The 13,299-nt window shown below is 45.1% G+C and carries 16 protein-coding genes; all 16 read left to right on the top strand.

Annotated features, from left to right (window positions below; genetic code table 11):
- Positions 1-49: 49 nt before the first annotated feature.
- The 16 genes from murB to Q9R36_RS03230 all read left to right on the top strand — a co-directional run bounded on the left by murB (position 50) and on the right by Q9R36_RS03230 (position 13,201).
- Positions 50-958: a UDP-N-acetylmuramate dehydrogenase gene (murB, locus tag Q9R36_RS03305; RefSeq protein ID WP_101550663.1), complete on the top strand. Its 909-nt coding sequence runs from the start codon at positions 50-52 to the stop codon at positions 956-958.
- Positions 959-1,161: 203 nt separating this feature from the next.
- Complete coding sequence (locus tag Q9R36_RS03300; RefSeq protein WP_094767509.1) at positions 1,162-1,956, top strand: cell division protein FtsQ/DivIB; 795 nt, start codon at positions 1,162-1,164, stop codon at positions 1,954-1,956.
- Positions 1,916-2,635 (top strand): DUF881 domain-containing protein, encoded by a 720-nt coding sequence (locus tag Q9R36_RS03295; RefSeq protein WP_101550661.1) that lies wholly within the window; start codon positions 1,916-1,918, stop codon positions 2,633-2,635. Before Q9R36_RS03300 ends, Q9R36_RS03295 begins: the two co-directional genes overlap by 41 nt.
- A gap of 47 nt (positions 2,636-2,682) precedes the next feature.
- The gene (locus tag Q9R36_RS03290) at positions 2,683-3,411 is read left to right on the top strand and encodes a DUF881 domain-containing protein (RefSeq protein WP_022543698.1); all 729 of its coding nucleotides are present in this window, start codon (positions 2,683-2,685) and stop codon (positions 3,409-3,411) included.
- Positions 3,411-3,770, top strand: coding sequence for a small basic family protein (locus tag Q9R36_RS03285; RefSeq protein ID WP_009791189.1), 360 nt, complete (start codon positions 3,411-3,413; stop codon positions 3,768-3,770). The genes Q9R36_RS03290 and Q9R36_RS03285 overlap by 1 nt, the downstream gene beginning before the upstream one ends.
- 126 nt (positions 3,771-3,896) lie before the next feature.
- Positions 3,897-5,177 (top strand): cell division protein FtsA, encoded by a 1,281-nt coding sequence (gene ftsA, locus Q9R36_RS03280; protein WP_101550659.1) that lies wholly within the window; start codon positions 3,897-3,899, stop codon positions 5,175-5,177.
- A gap of 41 nt (positions 5,178-5,218) precedes the next feature.
- On the top strand, positions 5,219-6,385 hold the full coding sequence (gene ftsZ / locus Q9R36_RS03275) for a cell division protein FtsZ (RefSeq protein ID WP_009791191.1): 1,167 nt from the start codon (positions 5,219-5,221) through the stop codon (positions 6,383-6,385).
- 270 nt (positions 6,386-6,655) lie between these two features.
- On the top strand, positions 6,656-7,594 hold the full coding sequence (gene spoIIGA / locus Q9R36_RS03270) for a sigma-E processing peptidase SpoIIGA (RefSeq protein WP_101550657.1): 939 nt from the start codon (positions 6,656-6,658) through the stop codon (positions 7,592-7,594).
- Between the two features lie 44 nt (positions 7,595-7,638).
- Entirely contained in the window at positions 7,639-8,358 is a 720-nt protein-coding gene (gene sigE / locus Q9R36_RS03265) for an RNA polymerase sporulation sigma factor SigE (RefSeq protein WP_009791193.1), read from the top strand.
- 143 nt (positions 8,359-8,501) lie between these two features.
- Complete coding sequence (sigG, locus tag Q9R36_RS03260; protein ID WP_009791194.1) at positions 8,502-9,281, top strand: RNA polymerase sporulation sigma factor SigG; 780 nt, start codon at positions 8,502-8,504, stop codon at positions 9,279-9,281.
- Between the two features lie 468 nt (positions 9,282-9,749).
- Complete coding sequence (locus Q9R36_RS03255; protein ID WP_009791726.1) at positions 9,750-10,019, top strand: YlmC/YmxH family sporulation protein; 270 nt, start codon at positions 9,750-9,752, stop codon at positions 10,017-10,019.
- A gap of 73 nt (positions 10,020-10,092) precedes the next feature.
- A complete protein-coding gene (pgeF, locus tag Q9R36_RS03250) occupies positions 10,093-10,920 on the top strand; it encodes a peptidoglycan editing factor PgeF (RefSeq protein WP_311224539.1) in 828 nt (275 codons plus the stop codon).
- On the top strand, positions 10,921-11,592 hold the full coding sequence (locus tag Q9R36_RS03245; RefSeq protein WP_311224538.1) for a YggS family pyridoxal phosphate-dependent enzyme: 672 nt from the start codon (positions 10,921-10,923) through the stop codon (positions 11,590-11,592). It abuts the gene before it with no gap.
- Between the two features lie 16 nt (positions 11,593-11,608).
- Complete coding sequence (locus tag Q9R36_RS03240) at positions 11,609-12,049, top strand: cell division protein SepF (RefSeq protein ID WP_009791729.1); 441 nt, start codon at positions 11,609-11,611, stop codon at positions 12,047-12,049.
- A gap of 6 nt (positions 12,050-12,055) precedes the next feature.
- Positions 12,056-12,319, top strand: coding sequence for a YggT family protein (locus tag Q9R36_RS03235; protein ID WP_009791730.1), 264 nt, complete (start codon positions 12,056-12,058; stop codon positions 12,317-12,319).
- Between the two features lie 108 nt (positions 12,320-12,427).
- Positions 12,428-13,201: a YlmH family RNA-binding protein gene (locus Q9R36_RS03230; protein ID WP_311224537.1), complete on the top strand. Its 774-nt coding sequence runs from the start codon at positions 12,428-12,430 to the stop codon at positions 13,199-13,201.
- The last annotated feature ends 98 nt before the right edge of the window (positions 13,202-13,299 follow it).

The following is a 13,299-nucleotide window of genomic DNA, read 5'->3' as shown; positions in this document are numbered from 1 at the left end:
AGAGCTTAAAAGACATAAGATAGTAAAAACAATGGAAAGGGAGGTATATATGGACGAATTGATCAGCAGGCTTAAAGATATGCAGGTTGGAAAAGTGAAAGAACAAGAACCTTTGGCCAACCATACAACCATGAAAATAGGCGGACCCGCCGATTTGTTTGTAGAGCCTTCATCTATAGACAATTTCATTAAAACAATGGAGCTTATCCGTGAACATAATATCAAGTGGAGGGTAATAGGCAGGGGATCGAATCTGCTTGTATCAGATAAAGGGATTGAAGGGGCCGTCATTAAGCTTGGCCCAGGATTGGATAAACTGGAAGTGGATGGTTCTGAAGTGACTGCGGGCGGAGGATTCTCTATTGTGAGCCTGTCCGTCCAGATCAGCCGGAAAGGCCTTTCCGGCCTGGAATTCGCAAGCGGCATCCCCGGCTCGGTCGGCGGTGCAGTCTATATGAATGCAGGCGCCCACGGGTCTGATATTTCAAAGATCCTAAAAAAAGCTTTTGTGCTCTTTGAAGATGGAACCATGGAATGGCTCACCAATGAGCAAATGAAATTTTCCTACCGTACATCAGTTCTTCAGAAGGAGCGGCCCGGCATCGTACTTGAGGCAGTGTTCAGCCTTCAGGAAGGAGAGAGGGACAGCATAGTGGCAGAGATGCAAAAGAACAAGGATTACCGGAAAGAAACACAGCCCTATAATTATCCTTGTGCAGGAAGCATCTTCCGCAATCCTCTTCCACAATATGCCGGCCAGCTGATTGAGTCTGCAGGTTTAAAAGGCCACAGCATCGGCGGGGCTAAGATTTCCGAGCTGCATGGAAACTTCATCGTAAATGCCGGCAGCGCGTCGGCCGAAGATGTTCTTGGATTGATCGAGCATGTAAAAGATACTATCTATTCCCAATTTAAGGTTAAAATGGAAACTGAAGTGGAAATTATCGGCCGAAAGTAACAGGAAATTCTCCTTACTGCTGCCATTTATTGTGATATAATATTTCCTTAGAAATAACCTTTAAAAGCCGGCAGAAGACACACCGGCATCCGGATATGCCGGTGCCCATTCTGCTTTCCGTCTGACGAGAACGTTATGCTGCCTGCCAGGCTGATAGGCTATTGGCATTATGCGGCTCAAGCTTTTATAGTGAGGTGAAGGTTATGGAGAAAGGGAACGTAGTCTCGCTGGAGGATCGAATTCCCAAACTGAAGCAGCAAAGAAGGAAAAAAGCGAACCGCAGGCTTATCGTTTTATTGCTTTTATTCTTTTCTATGATTGTTTTTGTGATATATTTCCAGTCGCCTTTAAGCCGTGTAAAAGAGATCAGCATCAGCGGAAATCAGACATACACGACAAAAGAATTGATTGCCGTAAGCGGCCTTTCTAAGAAAACAAATATTTGGAAGGTTGATAAGGGGGCAATTGAGGGTAGACTGAAAGAGCTGCCTGAAATCAGCGGGGCTGAAATAAAAACCCGCCTCCCCAATACGGTTGACATCAAGGTGGCTGAGCACAATCGCATTGCCTACATAGCGAAAGAAAAAAGTTTTTTGCCTGTACTTGAAAACGGGATGATACTTAGCAAACAGGAAATCACAGACATTCCAGTTAATGCACCGCTGCTGCTCGGATTCAAGGAGGGCGACGTCCTCCTTGAGATGATAGACAGCCTGGAAAGCCTTCCGAAAGAGGTGCTGAACGCAATTTCGGAGATTCATTATTCTCCTAAAGAAACGGACGAGTATCATATTACTCTATATATGAATGACGGGTTCGAAGTTAGTGCAACATTGCGGAGCTTTTCAGAAAAGATGGCGCATTATCCTTCAATCATCAGCCAGCTGGACCCTGGGGTCAGCGGCGTGATTGATCTGGAAGTAGGTTCTTATTTTAAAGCCTACGGTCCGGAAGGAGATGATAGCCGTGGAGAAGAAGAAGAAGAAGGTGAAAGGTAAGCGGGTTGTCCTTTCATTGGTGCTCCTTGTTCTCGGCTATATGCTTTCATTTTCCTATCACTTTACAAAAAGTGAAAATGAGGAAGCAGACATGACAGGAAGCCAGTGGGAACGGGACTCTGCACTGAGAAGCCAGCTCATCAGCATGGAAGAGCGCAACCGCAGGCTCCAGAAGGAATTGGACAGCAAACAGGGACAGGTTCTCCAATTCGAAAAGGATTTGTCAAAAGAGGCGCAGGTATATTTCAACCTGGCAGAGGACGCAGAAAAATACAGGATGTATCTTGGGAAAGTCGCCGTCCTGGGCAAAGGGGTGGAGGTCACATTGGCTGACGGGGATTATAATCCCAGCGAAGCCAATGTAAACAGCTATATTGTCCATGAACACCATGTTTTCAAGGTAATCAATGAACTGTATATCTCTGGTGCTTCAGCTGTTGCAGTTAACGGCCAGCGCCTTTCCCATGACTCATATATTTTGTGCAATGGCCCTGTCATTGAAATTGATGGAAAGCAGCATCCGGCACCTTTTATCATTGAAGCAATCGGCGATCCGGAGGTTCTTTCTTCAGCGCTGAACCTTACAGGCGGAGTCAAGGATTCGCTTGTCAACGAGAACATCCAGTTCTCGCTGGAGGAAAAGGCTGAAATCAAAATGGAACCCAATCTGGGGAATTAAATACGGCTGATCCACTTACTGGAAGCAGAGAAAGTAAGGTGGAAATCGTGAAAAGGAATCAGATCATAAGCTTTACGGTAATTTCCGCTGTGATCGGCTTTATGATTGCGGTCCAGTTCCAATCCGTCAAAGAGCCGGTGGTGAGGGATACCCGCGACACATGGCAGCTTAGGGAGGACTTGCGGAAAGAACAGGAAATTCAGCTGAGGCTGATACGGGAAATCAGATCAAACGAGCTGAAGCTTGCTCAATATGAAAATAAGCGGGAACAAAGCAAAGAACAGGTGCTGAAGGAAACGCTGGATGAGCTTAAAGAGGAAGCTGGCCTTACGGAAGTAAAAGGTCCGGGGGTTATCATCCTCATTGAGCCTGCTGTTGAAGAAGCACTCCTGGGCAATGCACCCGGTGATGTTTCGCCTGATCTGCTTAAAAGGCTGGTCAATGAGCTGAATATGCATGATGCTGAGCAAATATCGATTGACGGGCACAGAATCATTAATACGACCGTCATCCGCGATATTAACGGCGAAACCAAAATCGACGGCCATGCAGTCAGTTCTTTGCCGATTGAAGTCAGAGCGGCCGCAGAAGATATGCAGTCAGCTCAAAAGCTTTATAATCAGATGCAGGTATCCAAATCGGCAGAAGAATTTTTTGTCGAAAATCTCAGGGTCACTATCCTAAAGCCAAAGGAGAACATTGTTATCCCTGCCTATCAGGACACGATCCGGGTAAAAAATATGGAACCTGCAGAAGAAAAAGGAGGCAGTTCTTAATGTGGCTTCCCGTACTGGGTTTGCTTATCGGGGCCATACTGGGCCTTCTTACGGACTTCAGGATCCCTGATGAGTACTCCAATTATTTGTCTATTGCAGTGCTGGCTGCCCTTGACACCCTGTTTGGGGGCATCCGTGCGCATCTGCAGGATATATATGATGAAAAGGTATTTGTATCCGGCTTTTTCTTTAACATCCTGCTGGCAGCATCTTTAGCTTTTCTGGGGGTTCATCTTGGTGTAGACTTGTATTTAGCCGCTGTTTTTGCGTTTGGTGTAAGGCTTTTCCAAAACATAGCGGTCATCCGGAGAATTATTCTGACCAAATGGTCGAACCGAGAAAAAGTAGAAAAAAGTTAAGATAGAATAAAGGGAAATATATTAGTTTTGCCGAATAATTTAAATGATTATATTAATTTAAGATAAAACTAAAAATTGGCATTATTGTTGTTCAATAATCGGATTTGCAAAAGGAGGTGCCAGAGAATGAACAGCAATGAAATTTATGTTAGTCTTGACATCGGTACATCCAGTGTAAAAGTAATCATTGGTGAAATGGTCAACGACTCTTTAAACATTATCGGTGTAGGCAATGTGAAGTCTGAAGGATTGCGCAAAGGCTCAATTGTTGATATAGATGAAACCGTTCATTCTATAAAAAAGGCAATCGAACAAGCTGAGAGAATGATAGGGATGGAGATCAGGCAGGTCATCGTCGGCATCACCGGAAATCATGTCATGCTCCAGCCTTCGCATGGAGTAGTGGCAGTCTCCAGTGATAACAGGGAGATTACAGATGAAGATGTTGCAAGGGTGATCGATGCCGCCCAGGTGGTTTCCATCCCTCCTGAAAGAGAGATTGTGGATGTCATTCCGAAGCAATTCATTGTAGACGGTTTGAATGAAATAAACGACCCGCGGGGCATGATCGGTGTCCGCCTGGAAATGGAAGGCACCATTATTACAGGTTCTAAGACAATTCTACATAATATTCTGAGATGTGTTGAAAGAGCAGGGCTTGAAATTTTGGACATAACGCTCCAGCCGCTTGCAGCAGGGGCATTCGCACTTTCAAAGGACGAAATGAATCTCGGAGTGGCCTTGGTCGATATGGGCGGCGGCTCTACAACCATTGCCCTGTTCGAGCAGGGAATCATGAAGGCAACAATCGTACTTCCTGTCGGCGGGGACCATATTACAAAGGATTTATCTATTGGCCTCAGGACCTCTACAGAGGATGCCGAAAAAATCAAAACAAAATACGGTTATGCTTTTTATGACCATGCTTCTGAAGATGAAGTCTTCAGTGTCCCGATTATCGGGAGCGATCAGCACCAGCAATTTAATCAGCTTGAAATTTCTGATATTATTGAAGCAAGGATGGAAGAAATTTTCGATCTGATCCAGAATGAGATTAAGAGATTGGGAGTCAGCGACCTGCCAGGAGGCTATGTCCTGACAGGTGGAGTAGCCAACACCCAGGGCATCCTGGAACTGGCACAGATCATTTTCCAGAACCGCGTCCGGATTGCCATTCCGGATTATATCGGCGTAAGGGAGCCGCAGTATACAACAGCAGTCGGCCTGATCAAGTTTGCCTATAAAAATGCAAGGCTTCAGGGCAGGAAGATAGAGCCTGCCCAAGTGAACGAAGCGAAGGAGAAACGCGTCCAAAAACAACCGCAACCAAAAGCAAGACCGGAAAAACAGCCGGAAGAAAAGATTACATCACGAGTTAAAAAGTTCCTTGGCTACTTTTTCGAGTAAACAGTGCTTTAAGGAATATCGACGAATTAGGAGGATTTGTCATGTTGGAATTTGACACTAATTTAGATTCACTAGCGACCATAAAGGTTATCGGCGTTGGCGGCGGAGGAAATAATGCGGTAAACCGCATGATCGAACACGGCGTTCAAGGCGTAGAATTCATCGCAGTTAATACGGATGCACAGGCACTGAACCTCTCGAAAGCAGAAGTGAAAATGCAGATCGGCGGAAAGCTGACGCGCGGACTGGGTGCCGGTGCTAATCCGGAAGTAGGCAAAAAGGCTGCTGAGGAAAGCAAAGAGCAGATTGAAGAAGCACTGAAAGGCGCAGATATGGTGTTTGTCACTGCCGGAATGGGAGGCGGTACAGGTACTGGAGCTGCACCTGTCATTGCACAGATTGCAAGGGACTTGGGCGCTTTGACAGTAGGGGTCGTTACAAGGCCGTTTACATTCGAAGGCCGCAAGCGTGCCGGACAGGCTGCAGGCGGAATTGCTTCCATGAAGGAAGCTGTTGATACCCTGATTGTCATTCCGAATGACCGTCTATTAGAAATTGTAGACAAAAGCACTCCGATGCTTGAAGCATTCCGTGAAGCGGATAATGTGCTTCGCCAGGGTGTTCAGGGCATATCCGACCTGATTGCCACTCCAGGGCTGATCAACCTTGACTTTGCTGATGTAAAGACCATCATGTCAAGCAAGGGTTCTGCACTGATGGGGATCGGCGTCTCTTCAGGAGAAAACCGTGCGGCAGAAGCGGCAAAGAAAGCTGTTTCTTCTCCGCTGCTTGAAACGTCCATTGATGGTGCACAGGGTGTCCTGATGAATATCACCGGCGGTTCAAGCCTGAGCCTTTATGAGGTTCAGGAAGCTGCAGATATCGTAGCCTCCGCTTCAGACCAGGATGTCAATATGATCTTCGGTTCTGTTATCAATGAAAACCTGAAAGACGAAATCGTGGTTACAGTAATTGCGACTGGGTTCAATGAAGAAGTGGCCGCGCCAAAACCGGCACGCCCATCATTTGGACAGCCTAAACAGCAGCAGACGCATTCACCTTCCCTTAACCGGGACAGGGACAGGGAGCCAAAGCGCGAAGAGCAGAGCCATGAGCCGCCTGTAAGGAACTCATCATCTCAGTCTTCACAAGGTGAAGAAACATTGGATATCCCGACTTTCCTGAGAAACCGCAATAGAAGAAGATAAGATAGCATTCGCTGAACGGCGCCTCATATGAGGCGCCGTTTTATTTTGGTTTTTAAGATTGATTCGTATTTTTTTAGACAGGCATATAAAACAAAATACTGACAAAAACCGAAGGGAATAGTGAAAAAATTCTCCTAAACAGGCTACAGAAAGTGACACACTTCAATGATATGGCTGGGGTATACTTTTCCATAAGATTAATAGATAGATGAATAATCAGTTTTTGGCATCCGGACTTAATAAGCCGGATATGTCTGGAGTGAAGCTGGGTTGGCTATTTATTTGGATATCATTTGGCTGCTGAACTTTCTTTTTGACAGCCTCCTGCTGTATCTCACAGCGATCTTCCTGAAAAGGGATGTTTCTATTTGGCGGATACTGGCGGGCGGTGCTGCGGGCTCAATGATCGTTCTGCTCGCGGTAACACCGGTTCAGTCTATTTCCGGGCATCCGCTATCAAAGCTGCTTTTTTCAATTGTCATGGTCGTCCTTGCCTTTGGATATAAAAGGGCCGGATATTTTATTAAAGGCCTGTTTACTTTTTATATGGCAACTTTCCTCATTGGAGGGACTTTGATAGGTGCCCATTATTTTGTGAAATTTGATTTTGAGCTTTCTTCAGCCGTCCTGCTGGGAAGTGTCAAAGGCTTCGGGGATCCGATCAGCTGGATGTTTGTCATATTTGGATTTCCTGCTGCCTGGCATTTTTCACGGAAGCACGGAGAAAACATGGAAATGGCCAATCTCCAATATGACCAGCTGGCTGAGGTCTGCATTTCGATTAATGGGATTGACCTGAACTTTAAGGGGCTTGTTGATACGGGAAATCAGCTTTATGATCCAATATCCAGGACTCCGGTCATGATTGCATCCCTAAAAGGGATGGCAGAAAAGCTTCCTGAAGTTCTCCTCGCCGTTTCCCAGGATCCTGAGCCTTTCCTGATGGGGGAGGCAAGAATCCCGCCTGAATGGGAAAATCGGATGAGAATTCTTCCTTGCAAGGTGGTTGGACAAGAACATCAGCTTATTATTGCCATGAAGCCAGACAGGATCATCATCCAAAGGGGGGAAGAAAAAATCCTGGCAGGCAAGGCGCTCATCTCTTTTACAATGCAGCAGCTCTCCAGTGATGATGCATTTGACTGCATTATCCATCCAAAGATGATGACAGGTGCCGGAAAAGCAGAATCAGCGGAAAAGGTAAGTTAATAATACTATACTCGGAAAAACATAATTTAGAAGGAGGACAACTCATGAAAAATTTGAAGTTTCGCCTATCCTATTACTGGTATAAACTGCTGATCAAACTTGGGCTCAAGACTGATGAAATATTCTATATAGGCGGCAGCGAGGCTCTCCCTCCCCCTCTTTCAAAAGAAGAAGAAGAAGTTCTTCTGATTAAGCTCCCCAAAGGCGATAAAGCTGCAAGATCAATGCTGATCGAAAGAAATCTCCGCCTCGTCGTATACATTGCCCGGAAGTTTGAAAATACGGGCATCAATATTGAAGACCTGATCAGCATCGGGACAATCGGGCTCATCAAAGCGGTCAACACTTTTAATCCGGAAAAGAAAATCAAGCTTGCCACTTATGCATCCAGGTGTATTGAAAACGAAATACTGATGTACCTGAGGCGGAACAATAAAATCAGGTCGGAGGTTTCCTTCGATGAGCCTCTGAATATTGACTGGGATGGGAATGAGCTCCTTTTGTCCGATGTGCTGGGAACCGAAGAAGACATTATTACTAAGGACCTGGAGGCGAATGTAGATAAGAAGCTTCTGCTGAAGGCCCTTCACCAGCTCACTGACAGAGAGAAGCAGATCATGGAGCTCCGTTTCGGCCTCGGCTCTGGCGAGGAAAAAACACAGAAAGATGTGGCTGACATGCTTGGCATTTCACAGTCTTACATATCAAGGCTAGAAAAGAGAATCATCAAAAGATTGAAAAAGGAATTCAACAAGATGGTTTAAATTTTTTTTTATCCCGCTTAGCCCTTATTCAGACTGTATATGCCGTTTATTCCGGGGATCATGGAAAATCGGTATGTGCATATTTTTCCTTTCCGAGGAGATACTGTTTTTTGTACAGCAGCTCCTGTGAGGAGGGAAATGGATTGACTCGAAATAAAGTAGAAATTTGCGGTGTTGATACATCAAAGCTTCCCGTTTTGAAAAACGAAGAAATGAGAAAACTCTTCAAGCAAATGCATGAAGGTGATACATATGCCCGGGAGTGCCTAGTCAATGGCAACCTTCGGCTGGTACTGAGTGTCATCCAGCGCTTTAACAACAGAGGCGAATTTGTAGATGATCTCTTCCAGGTGGGATGTATCGGCCTGATGAAATCTATTGATAATTTTGATTTAAGCCAGAATGTAAAGTTCTCCACTTATGCTGTTCCGATGATCATTGGTGAGATCAGAAGGTATTTGAGGGATAATAATCCTATCAGGGTATCAAGGTCATTAAGAGATATAGCCTACAAAGCTTTGCAGGTCAGGGAACGCCTGATGAGTGAAACGTCAAAGGAACCAACGGCTGAGGAAATAGCCAGGGTCCTTGAAGTGCCCCATGAAGAAATCGTGTTTGCACTTGATGCGATACAGGATCCGGTCTCATTATTCGAGCCCATCTATAACGATGGAGGCGATCCGATATTTGTCATGGACCAGCTGAGCGACGAGCGCAATAAAGATATTCAATGGATTGAAGAAATTGCCCTCAAAGAAGGCATGCGCAGGCTTAACGAAAGAGAAAAGCTCATATTGAGAAAGCGCTTTTTCCAAGGCAAAACGCAAATGGAAGTAGCCGAAGAAATCGGCATCTCCCAAGCCCAGGTCTCCCGCCTTGAAAAAGCCGCCATCAAGCAAATGAACAAAAATATCCAAAGCTGAAAGCTGCTGAAAAGCAGCTTTTTGTTTTGGGTTTTATGTTCTAAGAAAAGGTTAGGGACTCAAAGTATGTATGTAGGGTTTAATGGCAGCCAAAAAATTCTGAAAACCTGTTGATTGCAGTGGAAGGCACGAAGACTCCTCATAAAATGCATGCGCATTTTCTTCGTGCGATGTGATTTCAGGGAAGAAAATTCAATGTCCTGTGGGAGATAGCGGAAATGTTGAGACCCCGCAGCGCGCAAGCGTGAGGAGGCTCAACTCCGCCCCACGGAAAGCGAAGTGCCTGCAAAGGTAATCAACAGCCCAATCAATAAGAAAAAAAATTGAAGATAACTTATCTCGTTATTCTTAGCTGCGTAAGATGTTTTAGCTGTTATTGAATATTTCCCTAAAACCCCCCATCAAATCAAAATATTCCATCCTTCCGCAACATATAATCAAGTAAGCAACAAATGGCGGGGGTGGACCATGGTTAAGATATCAGAATTCCAGGTCAAGGACGTAGTAAATGTGGCCGACGGCAAAAAACTTGGAAGCATCGGGGATATTGACATCAATCTGATGAGCGGAAAAATTGAAGCCGTCATCATCAGCGGAGCAGGAAAAGTCCTCGGATTCTTTGGAAAAGATGAGGATATCATCATTCCGTGGAAAAATATTCTAAAAATCGGCGAGGACGTCATTCTTGTTCGCTATAAAATCTCAGAAGAACTCAAACAGGTGGAAGAGGATGCGTAAGCTTCCTCCTTTTTTCTGTAACACGAACATTCTTTATGATAAACTAAAGAAAAACACGAAGAGGACACGATAAATGGAGCCATTTGTACTAAAGGAAAGCAAGTTTTTTTCCATTGAAGACTGGACGGAAAAGTTTCCGGGCCTTGCTGCAGGTTTTTCCACGAAAAATGGAGGGAATAGCAATGGAGACTACAGTAGCCTCAACCTTGGCCTTCATGTAAATGATTCTGTCCAGGCGGTATGCGGCAACAGGGAAATTTTCTCTGAGTCAATAGGCTTTCCATTGCCAGCATGGACGGGGGCAGAGCAGACCCATGAAACCTTTATACGGAAAGTATCAAAGGAAGATGCAGGAACAGGCGCTTTGGATTATGGGCAGGCATTCAGGAGGACTGATGGCTTTTTCACACTTGAGCAGGGCCTGCTTTTAACTCTATGCTTTGCTGACTGTGTCCCACTTTATTTCACACATCCTGATTCAGGGGCTATAGGGGCCGCACATGCCGGCTGGAAAGGGACTGTCGGCGGGATTGCCGGAAATATGACCGGTGTCTTTAAGAATGAAGGAATCGATCCGGGGGAAATTTTGGCGGCAATCGGGCCTTCCATTTGCGAAAAATGTTATATTGCCGACAGCAGAGTTGTCAATTTAGTGAAAAATAGACTAGAAGATGTCGATAAAAAACCATATAATCAAGTAAAAGAGAATCAATACCAGCTTGATCTGAAAGAAGTGAACAAACAGCTTCTCATGAAATCAGGCATCCGGGAAGAGAATATAATTGTATCCGGCTATTGCACCAGCTGCCATGAGGAATACTTTTTTTCCCATCGCAGGGATGGGGGGAAGACTGGCAGGATGATGAGCTACATAGGCTGGAAGGAGGCTGACTGCAGCTAGATGAAGGTAGAGGAAAATCTTAAGAGCATTCTAGAAAAAATAGATGAAGCCTGTAAAAGGTCAGGGAGAAATCCCGGCGAAGTGACCATAATCGCTGTAACAAAATATGTTTCCACGGAAAGGGCAAAAGAGGCGGTGTCTGCGGGAATCGCCAATTTGGGCGAAAACCGGGATGATGGTATGCTTGCCAAGCATGAAGAAATCGGCCATGCTGCCAAATGGCATTTCATCGGATCGCTGCAGACCAGGAAAGTCAAGAATATAATCGGCATTGCCGATTATATCCACTCACTGGACAGGCTTTCACTGGCGAAGGAAATAGACAAGCGGGCAGAAGAAACAGTCCAATGCCTGATACAGGTCAATGCTTCCGGTGAAGAGTCAAAACAGGGGCTTTCTCCTGAGGAAGTGATTCCGTTTGTAAAAGACCTGGAGGCTTATCCTTACATTTCTGCTGCAGGGCTGATGACGATGGCCCCTTTGACGGACGATGAGGAAGTATTGCGGCATTGTTTCCGGACACTGAAAACTCTGCAGAAGAATATCCAGGATTTAAACCTTGCTCATGCGCCTTGCAGGGAACTTTCCATGGGCATGTCCAATGACTTTGGAATTGCAGTGGAAGAAGGGGCCACCATGGTCCGGATCGGAACTGCTCTTGTCGGAGAATAAGCAGGAGGTATAAAAAATGAGCATTAAATCAAAAATAAAAACATTTTTTTTCCTTGATGATGAATATGACTATAAAGAAGAGGAAATCATCGAAGAAGAAATCGAACCTGTCAGGCCTCAAAAACAGCCTGCTTCTCCAAAGCAGAATGTGGTCAGCCTGCAAAGTGTCCAGAAGTCTTCAAAGGTTGTGCTTGTTGAACCCAGGGTATATGCCGAAGCCCAGGATATTGCAGACCAGCTTAAAAACCGCCGGGCTGTGGTAGTTAATCTGCAGCGCATCGAAAGGGACCAGGCAAAAAGGATTGTCGATTTTTTGAGCGGCACGGTATATGCCATTGGCGGCGACATCCAGAAAATTGGAACAGATATCTTTTTATGCACTCCAGATAATGTGGAGGTGTCAGGGAATATTTCCCAAATCATGCAGGAGCATGATCTAGAAAATGCGAGGTGGTAGCACTACATGGCAACAGTAGTAGGTATTTTAAGTCAAATAATTTCGTTATATTCCTGGGCATTGATTATTTACATATTGCTGTCCTGGTTTCCAAATGCAAGAGAATCGTCCATTGGCCAGTTTTTAGCCCGTATATGCGAGCCATATCTGGAACCATTCCGCAGGTTCATACCGCCGCTGGGGATGATTGATATCTCGCCGATCGTGGCGATTTTTGTCCTGCGGTTTGCCACCAGTGGACTTTATCAGCTCTATTATTGGGTTGCATAGAATTACCAATAACTTGGGACTCTGAGCAGTCCCTTTTTTGGTGGCTGCTGTGATATGCTTGAACATGTCCGCAGATGCCTTCCTGAATAATATAAAAGGAGAGTGCCGATGTCTATTTATCAGCATTTTCGGCTTGAGGAGAAAGAATTCATCGACCAGTCTCTGGGCTGGAAGGACTATGTTGAAACATCCTATGTACCTAAATTGACTGACTTCCTTGATCCGAGAGAGCAGCAGATTGTAAAAATGATTGTCGGGGAGCATTCCGGCGTGAAGCTTCGCTTATTCGGGGGAACTGAGGGTACAGAGCGAAAAAGGGCCCTTCTGTATCCTGAATACTTTACCCCTGATGAAGAAGAATTCTCTATCACGCTCTTTGAAATAAATTATCCCAGCAAATTTGTTTCAATCGAACACCCTCAAATACTTGGCAGCCTTATGGCTCTTGGCTTGAAGAGGGGGAAATTCGGGGATATCACTGTCCAGGATGAAAGGGCGCAGTTTTTTGTCTCCCGCGAAATTGAAGACTATGTAAGCATGCAGCTGGAATCGATCGGCAAAGCTTCCGTCACTCTGAAAAAATTGCCGCTGGAGAAAGCGATCACTGCAGCAGGTGCATGGGAGGAATCGTCAGCTTCTGTTTCCTCGCTGAGACTGGATGCCGTCATTTCGGCCATATACAATATTTCCAGGCAAAAATCACAGCTCTTTGTCCAGCAGGGTCTTGTAAAAGTTAATTGGGGACAAGTAGAGGATCCTTCTTTTGTTTGCGGGGAAGCTGATGTTCTTTCTGTAAGGGGAAAAGGCCGATCTAAAATCATAGAAGTAGAAGGAAAGACAAAGAAAGATAAATGGAGAATCATTACGGGAAAGCAAAAATAAATTATTTTTTTGCAGGATTTTAAAAGAAAATGTCGAATATATCTTTATCACTGTGATAATATCAGAAATCAGCGTATTCACGCTGTCATACATATGCT

The organism is Bacillus sp. AG4(2022), from assembly GCF_031844465.1.
Classification (GTDB): Bacteria; Bacillota; Bacilli; order Bacillales; family Cytobacillaceae; genus Bacillus_AB; species Bacillus_AB infantis.
The sequence above is the reverse complement of the archived record's forward strand: the minus strand, read 5'-3'. Positions and strand labels throughout refer to the sequence as shown.